Origin of the sequence: Aggregicoccus sp. 17bor-14, from assembly GCF_009659535.1 — a bacterium.
Classification (GTDB): domain Bacteria; phylum Myxococcota; class Myxococcia; order Myxococcales; family Myxococcaceae; genus Aggregicoccus.
The window spans coordinates 440,180-461,042 of sequence record NZ_VJZZ01000004.1; the positions used below are offsets into that span (position 1 = coordinate 440,180).

14 protein-coding genes, 5 tRNA genes and 1 other RNA gene are annotated in these 20,863 nt (G+C 74.3%); 16 read left to right on the forward strand and 4 right to left on the reverse strand.

Annotation, left to right across the window (positions count from 1 at the left end; all coding sequences use genetic code 11):
- Positions 1–40: 40 nt before the first annotated feature.
- The 9 genes from FGE12_RS10655 (at position 41) to ffs (ending at position 6,748) form a co-directional block, all read left to right on the forward strand.
- A complete protein-coding gene (locus FGE12_RS10655) occupies positions 41–4,063 on the forward strand; it encodes a tetratricopeptide repeat protein (RefSeq protein ID WP_153866260.1) in 4,023 nt (1,340 codons plus the stop codon).
- Positions 4,064–4,193: 130 nt separating this feature from the next.
- Entirely contained in the window at positions 4,194–5,474 is a 1,281-nt protein-coding gene (gene serS, locus FGE12_RS10660; protein ID WP_153866261.1) for a serine--tRNA ligase, read from the forward strand.
- 119 nt (positions 5,475–5,593) lie between these two features.
- A tRNA-Ser gene (locus FGE12_RS10665) sits at positions 5,594–5,680 on the forward strand.
- 51 nt (positions 5,681–5,731) lie between these two features.
- Positions 5,732–5,821: transfer RNA gene (locus FGE12_RS10670), tRNA-Ser, on the forward strand.
- A 31-nt stretch (positions 5,822–5,852) separates the two neighbouring features.
- Positions 5,853–5,929 (forward strand) — tRNA-Arg (locus tag FGE12_RS10675).
- Between the two features lie 33 nt (positions 5,930–5,962).
- Positions 5,963–6,424 (forward strand): tRNA adenosine(34) deaminase TadA, encoded by a 462-nt coding sequence (tadA, locus tag FGE12_RS10680; RefSeq protein ID WP_153866262.1) that lies wholly within the window; start codon positions 5,963–5,965, stop codon positions 6,422–6,424.
- A gap of 8 nt (positions 6,425–6,432) precedes the next feature.
- Positions 6,433–6,519, forward strand: a tRNA-Ser gene (locus FGE12_RS10685).
- 24 nt (positions 6,520–6,543) lie between these two features.
- A tRNA-Ser gene (locus tag FGE12_RS10690) sits at positions 6,544–6,630 on the forward strand.
- Positions 6,631–6,655: 25 nt separating this feature from the next.
- Positions 6,656–6,748, forward strand: an RNA gene (ffs, locus tag FGE12_RS10695) — signal recognition particle sRNA small type.
- Positions 6,749–6,818: 70 nt separating this feature from the next.
- Here the strand turns inward: ffs and FGE12_RS10700 are convergent.
- A complete protein-coding gene (locus FGE12_RS10700; protein WP_153866263.1) occupies positions 6,819–8,225 on the reverse strand; it encodes a mannosyltransferase in 1,407 nt (468 codons plus the stop codon).
- Positions 8,226–8,324: 99 nt separating this feature from the next.
- On the opposite strand from FGE12_RS10700, the gene FGE12_RS10705 reads away from it, so the two are divergent.
- The 5 genes from FGE12_RS10705 to recR all read left to right on the forward strand — a co-directional run bounded on the left by FGE12_RS10705 (position 8,325) and on the right by recR (position 13,284).
- A complete protein-coding gene (locus tag FGE12_RS10705) occupies positions 8,325–9,875 on the forward strand; it encodes an NAD(P)/FAD-dependent oxidoreductase (RefSeq protein ID WP_153866264.1) in 1,551 nt (516 codons plus the stop codon).
- Between the two features lie 108 nt (positions 9,876–9,983).
- A complete protein-coding gene (gene dnaX / locus FGE12_RS10710) occupies positions 9,984–11,186 on the forward strand; it encodes a DNA polymerase III subunit gamma/tau (RefSeq protein ID WP_153866265.1) in 1,203 nt (400 codons plus the stop codon).
- A 346-nt stretch (positions 11,187–11,532) separates the two neighbouring features.
- A complete protein-coding gene (locus tag FGE12_RS10715; protein ID WP_194797774.1) occupies positions 11,533–12,294 on the forward strand; it encodes a DNA polymerase III subunit gamma/tau in 762 nt (253 codons plus the stop codon).
- 72 nt (positions 12,295–12,366) lie between these two features.
- Positions 12,367–12,684, forward strand: a complete 318-nt coding sequence (locus FGE12_RS10720) for a YbaB/EbfC family nucleoid-associated protein (RefSeq protein ID WP_153866267.1) — start codon at positions 12,367–12,369, stop codon at positions 12,682–12,684.
- A gap of 6 nt (positions 12,685–12,690) precedes the next feature.
- The gene (recR, locus tag FGE12_RS10725) at positions 12,691–13,284 is read left to right on the forward strand and encodes a recombination mediator RecR (RefSeq protein ID WP_153866268.1); all 594 of its coding nucleotides are present in this window, start codon (positions 12,691–12,693) and stop codon (positions 13,282–13,284) included.
- A 15-nt stretch (positions 13,285–13,299) separates the two neighbouring features.
- Here recR and FGE12_RS10730 read toward each other — a convergent pair whose 3' ends face one another.
- The 3 genes from FGE12_RS10730 to FGE12_RS10740 are packed head-to-tail and all read right to left on the reverse strand — an operon-like array spanning position 13,300 to position 19,138.
- Positions 13,300–15,594 (reverse strand): protein kinase, encoded by a 2,295-nt coding sequence (locus FGE12_RS10730; protein WP_153866269.1) that lies wholly within the window; start codon positions 15,592–15,594, stop codon positions 13,300–13,302.
- Positions 15,595–15,602: 8 nt separating this feature from the next.
- Positions 15,603–17,606: a FecR family protein gene (locus FGE12_RS10735; RefSeq protein WP_194797775.1), complete on the reverse strand. Its 2,004-nt coding sequence runs from the start codon at positions 17,604–17,606 to the stop codon at positions 15,603–15,605.
- A gap of 17 nt (positions 17,607–17,623) precedes the next feature.
- On the reverse strand, positions 17,624–19,138 hold the full coding sequence (locus FGE12_RS10740; protein WP_153866270.1) for a collagen binding domain-containing protein: 1,515 nt from the start codon (positions 19,136–19,138) through the stop codon (positions 17,624–17,626).
- Positions 19,139–19,258: 120 nt separating this feature from the next.
- Between FGE12_RS10740 and FGE12_RS10745 the strand changes: the two genes are divergently transcribed.
- Both FGE12_RS10745 and mglB read left to right on the forward strand, forming a co-directional pair.
- Positions 19,259–20,191 (forward strand): hypothetical protein, encoded by a 933-nt coding sequence (locus tag FGE12_RS10745; RefSeq protein WP_153866271.1) that lies wholly within the window; start codon positions 19,259–19,261, stop codon positions 20,189–20,191.
- 188 nt (positions 20,192–20,379) lie between these two features.
- Positions 20,380–20,859 (forward strand): gliding-motility regulator GTPase-activating protein MglB, encoded by a 480-nt coding sequence (gene mglB / locus FGE12_RS10750; protein ID WP_153866272.1) that lies wholly within the window; start codon positions 20,380–20,382, stop codon positions 20,857–20,859.
- Positions 20,860–20,863: the final 4 nt, after the last annotated feature.

Here is a 20,863-nt window from a genome sequence, read left to right on the forward strand (position 1 = left end):
GCCCCCCCGCGCGCAGCGCTCCCCCGCTTGAAGGAAGCCCATGAAAGTCTCGTGCCCGTCTTGCCAGACGAACTACAACATCGATGACAAGCGGATCCCGCCGGGGGGCGCGAAGCTCAAGTGCGCGCGCTGTCAGAACACCTTCCCCATCCGGCCGGCTTCCGAGAGCGCGGGCGCCGCGGTGCCGCTGCCGGGCGCGAACCCCTTCGCCGCGGACGCGGTCCCGCTGCCCGCCTCTGCAGGCGGCCCCTCGGACGCCGTCCCGCTGCCGGGCAACGCCTACGCGGCCGCCCCCGGCGCCATCCCGCTGCCGGGCGCTCCGGCGCCGGCGGGCGAGGACTGGGACGCGGAGTCCACGCGGGTGATGACGATGCCGGTCCCGCCGGCCGCCTTCGGCGAGTCCCCTGCCGCCGTGCCCCTGCCGGGCGCGGGGCGCGCGCGCTCGGCCGACTTCGGGCTGGACCTGCCCTCGCCGGGCGCGGTGCCCCTGCCCGGCGCGGGCGGGCCCGCGGCCAGCGGCGGCTACGGCGAGGCGGACGGCTACGGCTTCGCGCCCCCCGCGCAGGCGGTGCCGCTGCCGGGCGGCGCGCACCCGGGCGCGGTGCCGCTGCCGGGCGGTAACCGCTACGCCGATGAGGCGCTGCCCCTGCCGGGCGCGAACCCCTTCGCCGCGGACGCGCTGCCCCTGCCGGGCGTCTCCGCGCCGCAGGGCACCGCGCGCGACTTCGACTTCTCGGAGGCCGCGCCGCCTCCGGTGGACGTGGACCCCTCGGCCCTGCCCTCGCAGGACATCGACTTCGCCGACGTGCCCGCCGCAGCGCCGGGCGTGGCCGCGCGCGCAGGCGCCCAGGAGATGGACTTCTCCAGCCTCCCCACGCCCGCCGACGACGCGTTCGCGCTGCCGCCGCCCCCCGCTGCGGCGCAGGAGATGGACTTCTCCAGCCTGCCCACGCCCGCGAGCGAGGCGTACGCGCCGCCGGCGGCCGCGCCGCGCGCCGCGCAGATGGACTTCTCCAGCCTGCCCACGCCCGCGGACGAGGTGCCGATGGCCTCGGACCTGGACTTCTCGGAGGCGCCCGCGCCGGATCCGACCACGGGCTTCGGGGACGTGGACTTCAGCGAGCCCCCGCCCCCGCCCGCCCGGGCCTCCGGCGCGCTCGAGTTCGACCCCACGGACGCCTCCCACGCCTCGAAGCCCGCCTCCCCCGAGGGGCTGGAGATGCTGAGCTTCATCGACGAGGGCGGCGCCGCGCGCGCTGCCGCGGGCGGCAGTGCGCAGCGCTTCCATGTCCGGCGCCGCTCCGGCAAGGTGTTCGGCCCCTTCGACGAGGCGGCCGTCGTCAAGATGCTCGAGGACGGGCAGCTGCTGGGCAACGAGGACGTCTCGCTGGACGCGGAGAGCTGGGCGCCCATCGGCACCCAGCCGGGCTTCGCCGCGGCCATCCAGCGCCTGATGGAGGCGCCGGCCTCCGGCAGCGGCAGCGCCGCGGGCTCCGGCAGCTCGGTCTCGCTGGGCAACGTCGGAGCCGGCAGCGGCGCGGAGCCGGCCATCCCCAACCTCGAGCGGCGCGACGAGGACCCCTCGCTCGGCATGGACCGGCTGAAGCAGCTGTACGAGGGCCGCATGGCGGCGGCCGCCATGGTGGACGGCGGCGCGGGCACGGCGCGGCTGAAGCGGCGGCTGCCGGTGCTCCTGGGCGCCGGCGCGCTGGGCCTCGCGCTGCTCGCCGGAGCGAGCCTCGGCCTCACGCGCTACGGGGCCTTCGGCGTGCACCGGCTCTTCCCGGCGCGCGTCTCGGAGGGCTCGGGCGCGGCGGCGGAGCTGAACAAGGCGCGCCAGGCGCTGCTGGGTGACACCTTCGCGAGCTACAAGCAGGCGAAGGCGCTGAGCGAGCGCGTGCTCGCGGTGAAGGAGTACCCGGAGGTGCGCGCGCTGTGGTGCCAGGCGGTGTTCTACCTGCAGCGCCGCTACGCGGCCGCCACCCCGGCGGATCTCGCCCGGGCGCAGGAGGCGCTGCCGGCGGTGGAGATGCTGGGGGCGAAGGACCCCGAGGTGGTGAAGGCCTTCGCGGGCCAGGCGCTGGTGCAGCACCGCCCCGAGGACGCGCTGCCTGCGCTGCAGGACGCGTGGAGCCGCGAGGGCAACCGCAGCGACGTGGAGCTCGCGTTCCTGCTCGCCGAGGCCTACGCGCAGAAGGGCCAGGGCAAGGACGCTTCGGAGGTGCTCAAGGGCCTGCTCGCGCAGGGCAAGCCCACGGCGAAGGCGCTGCACGCGCTGGGCGACCTGCACCAGGCGGCCGCGCGCGCGGACGAGGCGGCGCGCGCCTACGACGCGGCGCTCAAGGCGGACCCGCGCCACGCCATGTCCGCGGTGGAGCTGGCGGCGGTGGAGCTGCTGGTGCGCAAGGACGTGGCCAAGGGCGAGGCGGCAGTGGAGCGCGCGCTCGAGGAGAAGGTGCGCGCGGAGCTGGGCCCCGCGGAGCTCGCGCGCGCGCTCACCCTGCGCGGCGTGGTGCGCGCGCAGCAGTTCAAGCCGAAGGAGGCGCAGGCCGAGTTCGAGGAGGCGCTGAAGAAGGACCCGCAGAGCGTCTTCACGAAGGTGAACCTGGCGCGCGTGCTGCTGAGCCAGCGCGAGTACGCCGCGGCGCTGCCGCTGTACAAGGAGGCCGCGACGCGCGAGCCGCGCAACATCGACTCGACGGACGGCTACATCCGCACGCTGGTGGCCACCGGCAACATGGGCGAGGCGCTGGACGCGGTGAAGGCCGCCAACGCGCGCTTCCCCGACAACGCCCGCATCGCGTACCTCTTCGGCCGCATCGACGATGCGCGCGGCGAGAGCGCGAGCGCCGAGACGCACTACACGCAGGCGCTGGCCTCGGACGCGGACCTGGTGGAGGCGCGGCTGTACCTCGCGCGCCACATGCTGCGCGCGAACCAGCTGGACAAGGCGAAGGAGCAGCTGGCGCTCGCGCTCAAGGTGCAGCCGGACAGCGCGCTGGTGCACACGGGCCTGGGCGAGCTCGCGCTCGCCTCCGGTGAGGGCGCCGCCGCGCGCGAGGCCTTCGAGCACGCGGTCTCGCTGGACCCGAACCTGGCGGACGCGCACCTGGGCCTGTCGCGCCAGGCGCTGGCGGCCGGCGAGCTGGAGCGCGCGAAGACCGAGGCGGACCGCGCGCTGGAGCTGGACCCGCGGCTGAAGGAGGCGCGGCTGCACCGCGGCCGGGTGCTCTGGCGCCAGGGCGCGCTCGCGGACGCGGTCACCGAGCTGGAGGCGGCCAAGGCGGAGGACCCGCGCGCGGTCGCCATCCCGGTGATGCTGGGTGCGGTGAAGCTGCAGAGCGGAGACCTCGCGGGCGCCGAGAGCAACCTGCTGCTCGCGCTGCGCTCCGAGCCCTCGAACGCCGAGGCGCTGTACTACCTCGCGCAGGTGAAGGCGAAGCGCGCCGAGTACACCCAGGCGCTCGACAGCATGCGCAGCGCGGTGGAGCGCGCGCCCAAGCGCGCGGACTACCACTACACCTACGGCCTCATCCTGCGCGACGCGAAGAAGCTCGGCGAGGCGATGGAGGAGTGGAAGACGGCGGTGAAGCTGGACCCGGCCTCCGCGGACGCGCACGAGGCGCTGGGCCAGGGCTACCTCGAGCGCGGTGACGTGGAGGCGGCCGTGGGCGCGTTCGAGGCGAGCCTGAAGGCGGACCCGAAGCGCACGCGCGTCATCGGGTCCATCGGCGATGTGTACTTCAACGCCGCGCGCTGGAGCGACGCCGTGGCGCAGTACCAGACCGCGCTGAAGCAGGACCCCAGCCTCACCGCCCTGCTCTACAAGGTGGGGCGCGCCTACAGCGAGCAGGCCGACCACGCGAAGGCGGTGGAGTGGTACAAGAAGGCCATCGTCTCCGACGCCCAGAACCCGATGCCGTACTACTACCTGGGCTTCGCGTACAAGGAGAAGGGCAAGAAGCGCGAGGCGATTGCGGCCTTCAAGGACTACCTCTCGCGCCGCCCCGACGCCGAGGACAAGAAGGACATCGAGGACGAGATCTACGACCTCGAGCACTGAGCAGGGGCGCTGAGCCCGGGCGCCCGCGCGGCGCGCCCGGGCCTCGCGCCGTTTCGTCGCAGACGCCTGCGTCCGGCAAGGCGAAGGCGAGCCTTGCCGCCTGTGGCCGGGGTGGCTACAAGTGCCCCCCATGTTGGACCTCAGGAACGTCGCCCAGAACTTCGATGCGGTGGTCGCCCGGCTCAAGGCGCGCGGCGGCAGCCTCGACCTCGGTCCCTTCCAGCGGCTGGTCGGCGAGCGCCGCGACCTCTACGTGGCCATGGAGGGGCTCTCCGCGAAGCGCAACAGCGCGAACGAGGAGATGAAGAAGAAGGCGAAGGAGGACCCCAAGGCGCTGGATGCGCTGCGCGGGGACCTTCGCGCCGTTTCCCAGGAGATCAAGGAGAAGGAGGCGCGGCTCAAGGAGGTGGAGGAGGAGCTGAGCTCCATCCTGCTCCTCATCCCCAACGTGCCGCACGAGAGCGTGCCGGTGGGCGCGGGCGCCGAGGACAACGTGCAGGTGCGGGCCTGGGGCGAGAAGCCGCAGCTGCCCTTCACGCCGAAGCAGCACTTCGAGCTGGGCGAGCGGCTGGGGATGCTCGACTTCGAGCGCGCGGCGAAGGTGAGCGGCAGCCGCTTCGTCTTCGTGAAGGGGGCGCTCGCGCGGCTCGAGCGCGCGCTCGTGGCCTTCATGATCGACGTGCACACGAGCAAGGGCTACGTCGAGCTCATGCCGCCCTACCTCGTCAGCCGCGAGGCGATGACCGGCACGGGCCAGTTGCCCAAGTTCGAGGAGGACGCGTTCAAGACGCTGGGGGAGCCGGAGCGCTTCCTCATCCCCACCTCGGAAGTGCCCGTCACGAACTACCACGCGGACGAGATCCTCGAGGGCGAGGCGCTCCCCATCCGCTACACCGCCTTCAGCCCCTGCTTCCGCAAGGAGGCGGGCAGCGCCGGCAAGGACACGCGCGGCCTCATCCGCCAGCACCAGTTCCACAAGGTGGAGCTGGTGAAGTTCGCCCACCCGGACAAGAGCCTGGACGAGCTCGAGGCGATGACGGACGACGCCTGCGACATCCTGCGCCGGCTCGGGCTGCACCACCGCGTGATGCTGCTGTGCACCGGGGACATGGGCTTCGGGGCGCGCAAGACCTACGACATCGAGGTCTGGATGCCCGGGCAGGACACCTACCGCGAGATCTCCAGCTGCTCGGACTGCGGCGACTTCCAGGCGCGCCGCGCGAAGATCCGCTTCCGCGCCCAGAAGGGGGACAAGCCCCAGCTCGTGCACACGCTCAACGGCAGCGGGCTCGCGGTGGGGCGCACCTCGGTGGCCATCCTCGAGAACTACCAGCGCGAGGACGGCAGCGTGGCCATCCCCGAGGCGCTGCAGCCCTACATGGGCGGCCTCAAGGAGCTGCGCCCGGCGTGAGGGGACTCGGAATGAGCCCGGGCGCGCACATCCCAGTTGCAATGGGCGCGAATTAGGGTAGAAGGCTTCGCCCCGCGCCACCACGGGTGGGACAAGCCGGCTTCGGTGAAGTGGCAGTTGGAGGAGTGGCCGAGCGGCTGAAGGCAGCGGTCTTGAAAACCGCAGAGGGTGAAAGCTCTCCGTAGGTTCGAATCCTACCTCCTCCGAAATAGTCGAAATTGTTCTTGCAGTTCAGGGCTCTTTGAAAGAGAAGGTTTGGAGAGATGGCCGAGAGGCTGAAGGCACAGGTTTGCTAAACCTGCATACTCGAAAGGGTATCAAGGGTTCGAATCCCTTTCTCTCCGCCATTTATCGTTGTTGCAGGGCGTTGGAAGACCCGCTCCCTTAGCTCAGCTGGATAGAGCGTCGGACTACGAATCCGAAGGCCGGAGGTTCGAATCCTCCAGGGAGCGCCATCTTCCCCCCATCCGCAGTTCTTCTTCCCCGCCATGGACGAAGCCTTCATGCAGCAAGCGCTCGCGCTGGCGCAGGAGGCCGCCGCTCTCGGGGAGGTCCCCGTCGGAGCCGTGGCCGTCCATGACGGCAAGGTCGTGGGGACCGGCTACAACCGCCGGGAGATCGACCGCGACCCGCTCGCTCACGCAGAGGTGCTCGCGCTGAACCAGGCGGCCCGGACGCTCGGGTGCTGGCGGCTGAGCGGGGTCACGCTGTACGTGACCCTCGAGCCGTGCGCGATGTGCGCCGGAGCCATGGTGCAGGCGCGGGTGAGCCGGCTCGTCTTCGGGACCTTGGATCCCAAGGCCGGCGCCGTGGGCAGCCTGTACAACCTGGTCGAGGAGCCGCGGCACAACCACCGGCTCCAGGTGACGAGTGGCATCCTGGCGGACGACTGCCGCCTCCTTCTCAAGACCTTCTTCGGCGCCCTGCGCCAGAAGAAGCGTGACATCTGAATACTTGTGGAGAGCTGGCCGAGTGGTCGAAGGCACCTGACTCGAAATCAGGCATACCGGGAACGGTATCGTAGGTTCGAATCCTACGCTCTCCGCATCCTCTTGAAGTTCAGGCAGTTGGAGAGGTGGCCGAGCGGTTGAAGGCGCACGCCTGGAACGCGTGTATATCTGAAAGGGTATCGTGGGTTCGAATCCCACCCTCTCCGTACGCAGCACCGCAGCACGAAAAGCTTTGTGGTCGGGACAACGTGGGGACGCGAACCCCGCCAGGTCCGGAAGGAAGCAACGGTAGCGCACCCTCGCGTGTGTCCCGGCCGTTCTCTTCGCGAACAAGCAGCGAGTCGTTTTCGGAAGCCGATGCCCCTCCCGGGGCGTCGGCTTCTGGCTTTTGGGGCTAGCGGGCGAGCAGGGTCTCGCGCCCCTCCTGCCCCACCACCCGGAAGCCCCCCGCCTGCAGCTCGGCGAGCGCGCGGCCCTCGAAGGTGACGGCGCGGTTGAAGCGCGGGTCGGCGAGCGCGCCCTGGAAGGCGGCATCCCGGGGCCAGTCGCACGTCGTCCAGGGGATGGGGCGGCCCAGGTAGAAGAAGCCGCCGGCGCCCCACAGCCCCTCGTTCACGATGAGCAGGCCGGTGGCGCCGCCGCGGCTCGCGCGCACGATGGCGCGGAGCTGGTCTCCGCGCAGGTCCAGCGCGGGATAGCCCCACAGCGGCAGCAGCCCGAGCAGGAGCGCGGCGAGCGCCCCACCCGTCCGCGCCCGCGCCGAGCCGAGTGAGCGCAGTGCGCTCGCGGCGGCCGGCGCCGCGGCGAGCGCGAGCAGCACCAGCGCGGGGTAGAGGAAGCGGTCCTCCTTGTGCGGGGTGGCCGCGACCGCCGCGAGGTAGGCGAGCGCCATGACGGGGGCGAGCGCGAGGTGGCGCGCGCGCAGGGAGCGCGTGGCGGCGGGCAGCGCGAGCAGGCCCCAGAGGGGCAGCGCGAGCGCGAGCGGCGCGAGGTAGAAGCCGGGCGGCTGGGCGCCGAACTGGCGCACGGCGCCGTCCGAGAGGACGTTGAAGCGCAGGTAGGCGAGCAGCGAGTGCAGTGGCGCGCCCCAGCTCCACGCGTCCAGCGCCGCGAGCCCCGCGGCGACCGCGCCTCCGGCGAGCAGCACCCCGCCCAGCGCGCGCAGGCGGCGCGCCGCGGCGAGCCACGCGAGCGCGGCGAGCACGAAGACGGCGGAGCCGTAGCGCGCCACCACCGAGAGCCCCAGCCACAGGCCTCCCCAGAGCCCGTGCCGGAGCTCCTGCGCGTTCCCCTCGCGCGGGGCGCCGTCCAGCGCGCACACCGCGAGCACGAGGAAGGCGGCGGAGAAGGACTCCCCCAGGGTGCGCCCCGCGAAGACCAGCACCGGGCCGTACAGGGCGAGCAGCGCAGTGGCGAGCAGCGCCGCGGCGCCGGACCCGGTGCGCCTCAGCGAGGAGCGGTAGGCCGCGGCGAGCACCGCGCCGTGCAGCGCGGCCTGCGGCAGCGCGAGCAGGGCGCGGTAGGCGAGCGGGTGGTCCAGGCCGAGCAGCGCGGCGAGCCGCAGCAGCCACGAGGCGAGCAGCGGCAGGGCCCAGTTGCGCAGCCCCTCGCGCCACTCCCACGCGAGCACCCCGTAGCCGTGGGCGCGGTGCCAGGCGGGCTCGAGGAACTGGTACACCTCGTCCGGGTGCACGCGGCCCAGCTGGGCCACCGCGAGCGCCGCGGGCAGCAGCGCCCCGGCGCAGAGCAGCAGCAGGCGCGCGCGGGCAGGAGGGCCGGGGGTGGGCAGGGGCGCGTGCATGGGTTGGCTCGCGCACTCTCCCCAGCGGCGCCCGGGCACGCAAGCGCGGCGCCCGAGGTAGCTTCGCAGAGCACTCCCCCACCCCGCCTGGAGGCCGCCATGCCCGCTCCCCACACGTCGGATGTCCTCATCGTCGGCGGAGGCCACAACGGTCTGGTGAGCGCGGTGCTGCTCGCGCGCCGCGGCCTCAAGGTCACGGTGCTGGAGGAGAAGGAGCAGGTGGGCGGGGCCGCGAAGACGGAGTACCCGTTCGGGCGCGCCCCGCGGCTCGGCGTGTCCACGGGCGCCTACCTGCTGGGGCTCGCCCCGCCCGAGCTCTTGCGGGAGCTGGGGCTGAAGCTCACGCTCAAGCGCCGCGACCCGCACTACTTCCTGCCCACGCTGGACAAGCGCTACCTGCTCTTCGGCTCGGACGAGCGCGAGATGCACCGGCAGTTCGTCGCGTTCTTCTCCGAGGAGGACTGGCGCGCGAACAGCGAGCTCAACGCGGAGCTCGCGCAGCTGCGCGAGGACGTGGCGCCCGCGTGGCTGCGGGCCCCGGTGAGCGTGGAGGAGACGGCCGAGCGCTACATCCGCCCGGCCCTGCGCGAGCGCTTCGTGCGCCTGTGCCGCGGCACCGCGCGCGAGTACCTGGAGCGCTTCGGGTTCCGCTCGGACCTGCTCAAGGCGATGTACGCGGTGACGGACGCGTTCAGCGGCCTGGACGGCGGCTACGACACGCCGGGCACCGGGATGAACCTGCTCGTCCACAACATGTGCCGGCTTCCGGGCAGCGGCGGCACGTGGATGATCGTGGAGGGCGGCATGGGCGCCGTGACGCAGGGGCTCGCCGGGCTCGCGCGCTCGCACGGGGCCGAGCTGCGCACGGGCGCGAAGGTGGCGCGCATCCTCACGCAGGCAGGCAGCGTGCAGGGCGTGGCGCTCGAGAGCGGCGAGGAGCTGCGCGCGCCGGTGGTGCTCTCCAACGCGGACCCCTTCCGCACCTTCGGGCTGCTCTCCGAGGACGCGCTGCCGGACGAGTACCGCGCGCGCGTGGAGGCGATGAGCGCGCCGGGCACCACGATGAAGGTGAACCTGGCGCTCAAGGGGCTGCCGCGCTTCACCTGCCTGCCGGAGGACCGCGGGCAGTTCGGCCCCACCATCCACCTGCTGCCGCAGGAGGACCCGCTCGGGGCGCTGCAGCGCGCGTACGCGGACACGCGCGCCGGCCGGCTCACCGAGTTCCCCTCCATCGAGTGGTACATCCACACCACCGTGGACCCCACCCTGCGCGACCCCGAGGGGCACCACAACTCCGCCCTCTTCGTGGAGTGGGTGCCGGAGAAGCTCACGGGTACCACCTGGGAGGCCGAGGAGCAGCGCTACGTGAAGCAGCTGCTCGCCGTGTGCGACCGCTTCGCCCCCGGCACCAGCGACCTGGTGGTGGACACCTTCGCGCTCACGCCGCCGAAGATCGAGAAGCACTTCGGCATCAGCCGCGGCCACATCCACCACGTGGACAACAAGCTCGGCTTCAGCGACCGGCTCCCCTACGAGACGCCCGTGGCGGGGCTCTACTTCTGCAGCGCGGGGTGTCACCCGGCCGGCAGCGTGATCGGCGCGGCCGGGCACAACGCGGCGAACGTGGTGCTCCAGGCGCTGGGGCGGTAGGCGCAAGGACCGGGAGTGAAGCGCGCTTCACCGGCTCCCTACCGGCTCCCAGCCGCGTGCGATGCGCATGGTTTCCCCCGTCCCGGCTGTTTAGACTCCACCCTCCCTATGAGCTACCTCGTCCTGGCGCGTAAGTGGCGCCCCCAGACCTTCGACGACATGACGGGCCAGGAGCACGTGGTCCGCACGGTGGCCAACGCCATCAAGCAGGATCGCGTCGCGCACGCGTACCTGTTCTGCGGCCCGCGCGGGGTGGGCAAGACGACGGCCGCCCGCCTGCTGGCCAAGGCGCTCAACTGCGAGAAGGGCCCCACCCCGGAGCCCTGCGGCGTGTGCCGCGCCTGCACCGAGATCGCCGCGGGCACCAGCGTGGACGTGGCGGAGATCGACGGCGCGAGCAACAACGGCGTCGAGAACGTGCGCGAGATCCGCGAGAACGCGAAGTACCTGCCGCAGCGCGACCGGCACAAGATCTACATCATCGACGAGGTGCACATGCTGTCCGGAGCGGCGTTCAACGCGCTGCTCAAGACGCTGGAGGAGCCGCCCGGGCACGTGAAGTTCATCTTCGCGACCACCGAGGCGCACAAGCTGCCGGACACCATCCTCAGCCGCTGCCAGCGCCACAACTTCCGCCGCATCCCGGCCGCCGTGATGCTGCAGCGCCTCAAGCACATCTGCACCGAGGAGAAGGCCGGCATCTCGGACCGCGCCCTGAGCATGGTGGTGCGCCAGAGCGAGGGCGGCATGCGCGATGCGCTCAGCCTGCTCGACCAGATCCTCTCCGCCTGCGGCTCCGAGCCCACGGACGAGGCCGTGGCCGAGGCGCTGGGCACCATCGACCGCGGCGTGGTGCAGGACTTCGCCGAGGCGCTGGTGCGCAAGGACGCCGCGCGCGTGCTCGAGCGCGTGGAGGACGTGTTCAACCGCGGCGTGGACCTGAAGCGGCTCGCCGAGGAGCTCGCCCTGCAGCTGCGCCACCTCTTCGTGGCGAAGACCCTGGGACAGGCGCCCGCGGAGCTCGCCGAGAGCGAGCAGAAGGCCCTGGTGGCGCTCGCCGCCGAGGCGGATGCCGCGCAGATCTCCCGCCTCTTCGACGTGGTGCACGGCTGCGTCTACGACGTCTCGCGCGCCGCCCAGCCGCGGCTCGCCCTGGAGATGGCCCTGCTCAAGGCCATCCAGCTCTCGCCCGCCGGCTCCATCCCCGAGCTGCTCGCGCGCGTGGACCGGCTCGCCGGTGGCCTCGGCGCCAAGCCCGCGTCTGCCGGAGCGTCCGGAGGTCGCTCCGCTTCGGGTCCCTTTCGCGCCTGAGGCTGCACCTGCGCGCACGGCGCCGCCCGAGCCCGCGCGGCCGGTGAGCGCCGGCGCACGTCCGCCTCCGGGCGGCGCGGCGCCTGCGCGCAGCGAGTCCTCCCAGCCCTCCTCCGGCGCTGCGGGCTCTCACAGCGGGGCGCCCTCGGCAGCGACCCCGGTGAAGGAGCCCGCGCGGCCTGCGGCGACACCCCTGCGCCCCGTGGGCGGCGGTGTGCCCGCTGCGGCGGCCCCCGTGATGGGTGGGGGACTGCCCTCGTCGGCGGGTGGCCCCCCGCGTACGCCCTCTGCGGTGAGCGGCGGCCTGCCCGCTGCCGGGGCTCCCCACGCGGCCGCGGCGCCCGTCGTGCGCGCGGTGAATGCGCGCAGCGCCGCCGCCGAGGCGCTCCAGCGCGAGGAGCCCTCGGGCGAGGACGAGCGCCTGTTCCCCGAGGAGGGGCCCGCAGGCGGCTGTGCCTCCGGCGAGTGCCTTCCCGAGGCCGCCGCTCCCGAGCCCGCTCCGGCCTCCGCTCCTCACGGAGATCCCGCAGCCCCCGCGGCGGCGGTGGCCCTGCGTGCGGCTGCGGGTGGAGCCGCCGAGCCCCCTGCTCCTCGTGCGCCCGTCTCCGAGGCGCCAGCCGCCGCCCCCGCCCGCCCCAGCCGCGACAGCCCGATGCAGGCGCTCACCGAGCGCTGGCGCTCCGCGGTGGACACGGTGCGCGCCGCGTCGGCGCGACACGGGGCCTCGCTCGCGTTCGGTCGCCTGCTCTGGATCCGTCCGGGCGAGGTGGGCGTGGCCTACCCCGCAGCCATGGGCTTCCACCGCACCACCGTCACCGCGAGCGCGGGCCGCACCATCGTGGAGCGCGCGCTGAGCGAGCACTTCGGCCGGCCCACGAAGCTCGTGGTCGAGCAGGCCGTGGACGGCGTGGGGGCGACCCTCAGCGTGGCCGAGGAGGACCAGCAGCAGCGCAGCGCCCACGAGCGCAGCACCGAGGGCAAGGTGCGCAGCCACCCGGCGGTGCGCGCGGCGCTGAAGTTCCTCGGCGGGGAGATCGAGCACATCCAGGTGCTCGAGCCTGCTCGCCCGGCTCCTCCGCCGACAGACGGTCCGGAAGACGGTTCCTAACCCCGGGGGCGGGCGCTAGGGTGCGCCCCTCCTGAGCACTGAGCACAGAGCAGTCCCCGACGAGGAAGTGACATGCCCGGCATCGACCTGAACTACTTCATCCGACAGGCCAACAAGCTCACCGAGAAGATCGAGGCGCGCAAGAAGGAGCTCGCCGAGGAGACCGTGGAGGGCAAGGCCGGGGACGGCCGCGTGACCGTGGTCGCCAACTGCGTGCAGGAGGTCAAGAGCATCAAGATCGACCCCGCCGTGGTCGACCCCAACGACATGGGGATGCTCGAGGACCTGGTCACCGCAGCCGTGAACGCTGCCCTGGCGGGCAGCCGTGATCACATGCAGCGCGAGCTCGCGAAAATCTCCGGCGGCATCAAGATCCCCGGCATTACTTAAAGCCGGATGACCCCCGATCCTCTCAACCGACTCGTCGCCCAGCTGGCGAAGCTGCCGGGCATCGGCGAGAAGACCGCGCAGCGCCTGGCCTTCCACATCCTGCGCGCCCCCGGCGAGTACGCCGTGGACCTCTCGCAGGCCATCCGCGAGGTGAAGGAGAAGGTGCACCTGTGCACCCGCTGCTTCGCGCTCACGGACTCGGAGCTGTGCGGCTTCTGCCGCGACACGCGGCGCGACGAGCGCCTCCTGTGCGTGGTGGAGAGCTTCGCGGACTTGATGGCGCTGGAGCGCACGCGCGAGTTCAAGGGCCGCTACCACGTGCTGCACGGCGTGCTCAGCCCGCTCGAGGGCGTGGGGCCAGACCAGCTGCGCATCAAGGAGCTGCTCGAGCGGCTCGGGGACGGGAAGGCCGAGGAGATCATCCTCGCCACCAACCCGGACGTGGAGGGCGAGGCGACGGCCCTCTACCTCACCCGCCTGCTCAAGCCGATGGGCCTGCGCCTCAGCCGCATCGCGCAGGGCCTGCCGATGGGCGGCGACATGGAGTTCGCCGACCAGGCCACGCTCGCGAAGGCGCTCTCCGCCCGCCGCGACATCTGAGCCTGCGGAGGCCGCCTAGCGCGTGACGCGGTAGGCGAAGGGCTGCACCGCGGTGACCTTCTCGTCGCGGTGGGCCGGGAAGCGCAGGTGCCGCACCTGCTCCTCGAGGCAGCGCCCCACGGCCGTGTCGGCGAGCGGCCCGAGCGTGCGCGCCTCCACCCGGCCCGAGCCCAGCACGTCGAACTGCACCCGCACCTCGCCCGAGTCCTCGGAGAGGTCCGCCTTGTGCGCCTCGAAGCAGGCCATGATGCGCGCCTGCCCGCGCGACACCACGCGCCGGATGACGGTCTCGTCCAGCACCACCGGGCGCGCGCGCGCCGGACGCGCGGGGGCGAGCGCCGGCGCGGTGGCCTCCTGCGCGGTCGCTGGCGCGGGGGCCTCGGGAGCCGGCGCAGCGGCGGCGGGCCCGGAGGTCTCACTCGCGGCAACCTGGGCCGCAGCGGGGGGCGCGGCAACGGTCCCTGAGGCCTCGGGAGCGGCCGCCTGGGGCGCGGGCGCGGCTCGTGGGGTCGCGGACCTGGGGGCCTCGAGTCGGCTCACCGTGAGCGCCGCGCCCGCTGCGACGAGCACGCCGCCCACCAGCGCACCCAGCAGCAGCGCGCTCCAGCGGCGGGGCGCCGGTGAAGCGCTGGACGCTGCGGTCGAGCCGGGCTCGCGCGGGCGGTCCCCGGAGCGAGCGCCCTGCGCAGCCGCGAGCGCTGCCGGGTGCGCGCTCGACCGGGTCACCGGGAGTGCGCGCTCTGCCGCATCCCCTCCCCCGGCTTCCGCGGCGCCGGAGGCAGGGCCCGCGAGAGACGCCGTGGGTTCACCCACCGCGGGCAGCGGATACGCAGGCGTGGGCGCGGACGGGTCGCGAGGCGCGCGCGTCGACGGGTGGGTCCCAGCGCTCGACGCCGAGCCGGACGCGGGCGGCGCGCTGGCGTGCGCGGCGCCCGCTCCGCGCGCGGCCCAGGCCGCGGCGACCGGGTCCACGGCGGCGCGAGCGCGCGCCGCAGGAGCTGCAGCCGCGGCGGCTCCATCGCCAGTCGCATTGGCCCGCTGCGCAGTCCCCGCGGCCGGGGCAGGCGCGTGCCCACGCCGCGCGAGGAGCTCGGCCGGGGGCTCCGCCGCGGCGGGAAGCCACGGGACGGAGGCAGCGTCGTGCGGGGGCGAGGCGGCCGGAGCCGGCGTGCTCGCGGCGCCGGCGCGCGGAACCTCCGGCTCGGGCGCGCCGGCAGCGCTTCCCGCCGCGGGCTCGGTGGGCAGCACGGCCGTGGCCCCGTGACGGCCCGCGCCCCCGGCTCCCGGCAGCTCGAGCGCGGTGTCCTCGCTCGACGTGCCGTCCCCGCTCAGCAGCATGGCCACGGTGGGGATGCGGGTGCGGCGCGCGACCTGCTCCTCGCCGAAGGCGGCGCGCAGGTAGGCCGCCACCTGCGGGGTGCTCGCGAGCAGGGTGCCGCCGCGGGCAAACGACTCCAGTGCCTCGGCGAGCGCCGCGGCCGTGGCGAAGCGCTGCTCCGGCTCCGCGGCCATGGCGCACAGCACGATCTCCTCGAGCGCCGCGGGCAGCTCCGGGCGCAGCTGGCGCGGGGGCACCACCTGGCCGCTGAGCACGGCGTTGAGCACCGCGAGCTCGTGGTCGCGCGCGAAGGGGCGCACGCCGGTGAGCGCCTCGTACAGGCTCACGCCCAGCGCGAACACGTCCGCGCGCCGGTCCACCGCCCCGCCGCGCGCCTGCTCCGGCGCCATGTAGCTGTACTTGCCCTTCACCACCCCGGTGTTGGTCTGGGTGAGGCGCGACTCGGCCTTGGCGATGCCGAAGTCGAGCACCTTCACCTGCCCCTGGTAGGTGAGGAAGAGGTTGGAGGGCGAGACGTCGCGGTGCACCACCCCCAGCTCGTGCGCGTGGTGCAGCCCGTGCGCCGCGTCCACCATCACCCGCAGCAGCACCGCGAGTGGCAGGCCGTCGTCCTCCTGGAGGGTGGCCTGCTGCAGCACCGAGCGCAGGTCCTCGCCCGCGAGGTACTCCATGCAGATGAAGTGGTAGCCGTCGACGAAGCCCGGCTCTTCGATGTGGATGATGTTCGGGTGCGCGAGGCGCGCGGCGAGCGACGCCTCGTCGTGGAACATGTCCACGAAGTCCTTGAGCGCCGAGAGGTGGCGCAGCAGGCGCTTGATCACCACCGCCTTCTCGAAGCCGCCCGTGCCCACGCGCTTGGCAAGGAAGACCTCGGCCATCCCGCCCTCGGCGAGCTTGCGCACCAGCACGAAGGGGCCGAAGACGCGGCCGGGGAGCCGCTGCGCGAGCGCTGTGGACGACGGGCGGGACATCGGGGACTTCACCTCAGGCGGCGCACCGTCAGGGAGTCCGGTGCGCCGGGCCGGCTCATCATAAACAGGAGCAGCGGCGGCTGTCCCCTGGGGGCCACCCGGGCATCGAAGCGCCCCTTGGCGTCCAGCCGCAGCGGATCTCCGTTCACGCTCACGCGGCTGCCCACGGGCGCCACGCCCAGCACCCGCACGGGGCCAGTGCCCGCGCGCTGCCCGTTGCGGGGCGCCTGCACCATCAGGGCGGGCACCGAGTTGTCGTACGCGAGCTCCAGCTTGTTCATGCGCCCGCCGCGCAGCACCGCGCCCTGCGCCGAGAGCGGGGCGACCGACCAGAGGAAGCGCCCCTCGCCCAGCGCTCCGGCCTCGAGCGCCGCGCGCGTGAGCGGGGTGAGCGTGCCGGTGACCGGGCTGTCGAGCGCACCGTCCCGGTAGACGCTGAGGCGGTAGCGCGTGGCGCCGGGCGTGGGCTCCCAGGTGAAGGTCACCGCCGGGGGCTTGTCCCGGTCCTGGTAGAAGATGGTGGTGCGCTCGGGCCCCTCGGGCACCTCGTTGCGCAGCTGCGCGAGCGGGCGCTGCCGCGGCTCGGGCGCGAAGTGGGCGCTGCCCTGTGCGAGCGGCGCGCCGTCCGCACCCCGCACCCGCCAGTAGAGGCTGCCGCGCGCCGGCACGGGCACGTTCACGCTCGCGGCGTGCACCCGGCCCACCAGCACCGGGTGCGCGAAGGCCGCGTCGCTCGCGACCTCCACCTGTACGCCCTCGGGCGGCGGCGCCGCGGCCCAGGTGAGGGCCACCTCGGTGAGCCCCGCGTGGAAGACCTGCAGCGGCGCTCCGTCCGCGCCCGCGCCGTCCGCCGGCAGCGCCACCGGGGCCGCAGGCACGGCCTCCACCTCGAGGGCGTCGCCCGCGCGCTCGGGGACGCGCGCGCGCTCGCCCGCGCGCAGGCTGTGGCGCTGCTCGCCGCGCACCAGCGTCGCATCGCCGGCGCTCGCCGCCACGGTGAGCCCCTTCGCGCCGCGCTCCAGCTGCAGCCCGCCGCCGTCCGCGCCGCCGCCCTCCACCGTGAGCTCGGGCAGCACGAGGCGTCCGGTGCGCCCCGGTGCGAGCTGCAGCGCGAGCGCGCCGCGGCGCAGCTCGACCCGAGCCTCGTCCAGCGCATCGCCCGTCGAGGCCCCGCCGAAGGCGAGCTCGCCGCGGCCCTGCAGGAGCAGCGAGGAGCCGCTGCCCTCGAGCGCGAGGCGCGCCGGGCTGCTGCCCGTGCGCAGCGCGTCTCCCGCGGCGAGCGCCTCGCCGGCCGACGGCAGCGCGCGCCACGCCGCCTCGCCGCGCCGCCGCAGCTGCGCGCCCCCGCCGCCCTCGGCGCGCACCGTCACCCGCAGCGGGGCGAGCTCCACCACGCGCGGCTCGCGCGCTACGACCTCGAGGCGGCCCGCCGTCACCTCGAGCACCTCGCCGCGGCGCGCCCGGGTGCGCTCGCCCGTGGGGCGCTCGAACTCCACCTCGCCGAGCCGCACCTCCACGCGTACGCTGTCGCCCGCGCGCACCGCCACCTGCACCTCGCCGCCCGCACCGACGCGGGTAAGGCCCTGGGGGGTGAGCAGCGCGAGCTCGACCTGGCCGCCGGGCCGTGCGTCCGGCGCCGCGGCGGGCGTGCGCGAGAGCACCTCGCCCTGCAGCACCTCCAGCTCCACGTGGCCCTCGCGCGCCTGCACGCGCAGGCGCGCCGCGGGGCCCAGCTCCACGCTGCGCCCGTCCGGCAGGCGCACCGTGGCGCCCGCCGCGGCGCCCGTCTGCAGCAGGTCTCCGTCCCGCAGCGGGCCCGCGAGCGCTGGGGTACCCGGGGCGTCGCCGCGCAGCACCCGGACCTCGCCCGTGAGCCCCTCCAGGGTGAGCCCCTCGAGCCATGCGCTGGCGAGCCCCGCGTCCGCAGGGGTCCCCGCGTCCGGCGCGGAGGCCGGGCGCGCCCGGCAGCCGAGGGCGGCGAGCAGCGCGAGGGGGAGGAGGGAGCGGCGCACGGTGCGTCAGGGCCCTTTCAGCGGTGGGCGGGGAAGAGATCCACGTTGAAGATGGCCTGCTCGCCGTCCTGCACGGAGACGAGCTTCGTCTGCGCGAGGTGCTCGCCCGCCGAGATGACGACGCGCCAGGTGCCGGGCGGCAGGTGCACCGAGAACACCCCGCCCGCGTTGGTAATTGTCCGCAGGCCCAGGCGCGGGATCTCCAGCACCGCGAGCAGCGGCCGGCCGAGGCCCGCGCTGCGCACCTGGCCGCTGAGCAGCGCGGGGGTGCGCTTGCGCAGCGGAGTGAGCGCCACCGGCAGCTGCGTCTCGCTGCCGGCCACCACCACCACCGCCTCCTCGCCGTCGCGGTACTGCGAGTGCGAGACGCGCACCGCGACGGGGCCGGGCGTGAGCCAGGGCGCGCTCACCGTGCCGTCGCCGTCCGACTCGAGGGCGTCCTCGCCCAGCTGCACGCGCGCTCCGGCAAGCGGCTCGCCGCTGGTGGCGTCGGTGACGCGCACGCGCAGGGTGCCGGTGGGCGGAGGCGAGTAGGGGGTGGGCTGGGCGAGCAGCTCGAGGCGCGTGAGCGCACCGGCCACCACCTGCACCCGCGCCTCCGCCGGCAGGTAGCCGGGGACCTCGAGCCGCGCCCACAGCTCGCCCGGCGCGAGCCCCTCCGCCGTGAGCAGGCCCCGTCCGTCCGAGCTGCGCAGGCCCTGCTCGTGCCCCACCGAGGTGAGCGCCACCGGCACGTAGCGCAGGGGCAGCCCCGTGCGCGCGTCGCTCACCGAGAGGCGCAGGGCGCCGGAGCGCGGCGCCACCTTCTCCGAGAGCGCCACCTGCAGCGCGAGCCCCAGGCGCGTGAGGCGCTGGGTGGAGTGCGCGCTGCCGTCCCCGGAGGCGACGGCGTCGCGCACGTGCTGCGCGTCCAGCACCAGCGCGCCCGACCAGCGCCCGCGCTGCGCCACCGGCACGAGCAGCGCCGCGCCCGCGCTGAAGCCGCTCGCGCTCGCCGCCCCTCCACCCGCCTCGTGCGCCGCGAGCGTCACCGGCAGCGCGCCGCGCAGCTCCGCCTGGAGCCCGTGCGGCAGGGGCAGCTGCAGCCGTGCGCCCAGCAGCGCGGCGTGGCGCACGGCGCGCGCGAGCTGGGGGGTGCGCGAGTCGCCGAAGAGGGGCAGCTGGGCGAGCTCGTAGCCCGCGCCGAGCTCCGCGCGCAGCGGCCCCAGCCCCAGCCGCAGCGCAGGGCCGAGCGAGGCGCGCACGAGGCTGCCGGAGGTGACCGCGTCGGCGCCCTCGACGAGCGAGAAGGCCTCGCGCTGCAGCGAGAGGCGCAGGGCGAGCCGGGGGTGGACGAAGGCCGCGGCGTCCAGCCCGAGGTCGTCGAAGGTGTGGCCCGCGTAGCTCAGGCCCGGCCCCGCGTCCTGCTGGCCGCCGCTGCGCAGCGCCGCGCCCGCGCGCACCCGCAGCTCGGCCTGGGGCACCTGCGCCTGCGCAGATCCCGCCCCCGCCGCACACGCGGCGAGCAGGGCGAAGAGCAGGCAGTGGAGCAAGCGCAACCGGGGAGCCAAGAGGGCGGAAGACTACCGTGTTTCCGTCGTGCCGCAGAGAGGGACGGCAGGCCTGGGAACGCCCGGCTGTCAGCCCGGCAGGGTATCCAGGGATGACTGCCTATGCTGCTCTCGCTCCTGCTCGCCGCGCTCGCCGCCCTGCCCTCTTCCGCCGCCCCAAGGCCCCCGTGCGAGGCGCGGCTGGAGGCCGCGGGGAGCGCGGGTGTACGCGACGTGGGGGAGCTCGTGCTCGACGCCGGGCGCTGCCGCGCGGAGGACGCCGTGATCGCCTTCGGGCTGAGCCAGCGCGCGCTGGCGCTCGCTCCGGACGCGCCCGGCGTGCGGCTCGCCCACGCGCGCAGCCTGCTCGCGCTGGGGGAGCGGGGGGCGGCGGCGCAGCTTCTGGACGAGGCCCTGCGCACCCCCGGTGACGGCGGTGAGGAGCGGCTCCTGCGCGCCGAGCTCGCGCGCGACGAGGGGGAGCCCGAGCAGGTGGTGCGGCTGCTCGAGACCCGCGCCACGCCCCGCTCGGCGCGCGCGCAGGCGCTGCTCGGGGAGGCCCGCGCGCAGCTCCCGGCGCGCTCCGAGGCTCGCCAGCAGCTCGCGGAGCTGGCCCGGGCGCAGCAGGCGCGCGAGCGCGAGGCGGCCCTGCGCGAGCCGCCGCCCGCGCGGCTGCGCCGGGGGCGCGAGGCCTGGGGCACGCGCGGCGTGGTGGAGAGCGGCGGCCAGCGCACCTTCCGGCTGCACAACGTGCGCGCCGGGGAGACCTACGTGCTCCTGGCGACGGGCCAGTGCACGCTGCCCTCCCCCTCCGCCCACAAGGGCCACCGCCGCAAGACGAGCCCGGCGCCCAGAGACCTCTTCGGGGTGGACTTCCGCGCCCGGGTGGGAGGGCTGGAGGCGTGGCCGCTGCGCGTGGGGCTGGACCCGGAGCGCAGCGCCTACACCTTTCGCGCCCCCGAGGACGACCCGCAGCTGTTCATCGAGGACGCGTCGGCCTCGGCGCACGTCGGCGTGCGCTGCAGTGTGCGCGACCTCGCGGTGCGCGCGCCCTGACGGGGTGGCCCCTCGCACATCCGGAGGGGAATGTGCGCCTCGCGACGTCGATTGGAGCCGCGACGTGCCGCCTTGCTGGAGCGGGGTCCGTTTGCTAAGCATTCGCAGCGTCCGGAGCGCTGCACTAACCTCCGAAATTCACTCTAGAAACCCTTCTTCTCGAGCGAACGCTGAGGAGCGTAACGCCCATGGGCACGCAACTGGTGATGTACGAAGAGGAGTTCACCAAGATCAACGCGGTTTGCGACCGGCTGACCAAGGACGCGAACGCGAAGGTGGTGTTCCTCGTCGACAAGAACGGGCAGCTCATCTCGTCCGCCGGGCAGACGCAGAACATCGACACCACGAGCCTCGCGTCGCTGACGGCGGGCAACGTGGCGGCGATGGGCGGCCTGGCGAAGCTGATCGGGGAGAACGAGTTCCCGAACCAGTTCCACGAGGGAGCGAAGGACTCGCTCTACATGACCATCGTGGGCAGCCGCGTGGTGCTGGTGGTCATCTTCGACAACCGCACGAGCCTGGGCCTGGTGCGCCTGCGCATCAAGAAGGCCAGCGACGAGCTCGGGAAGATCTTCGAGAGCCTGGTGAAGAAGACGGACGCCCCCGGTGCCGGTTCGCCGTTCGCCGAGATCTCCGACGACGACATCGATAACCTGTTCAGCGAGTAACCCG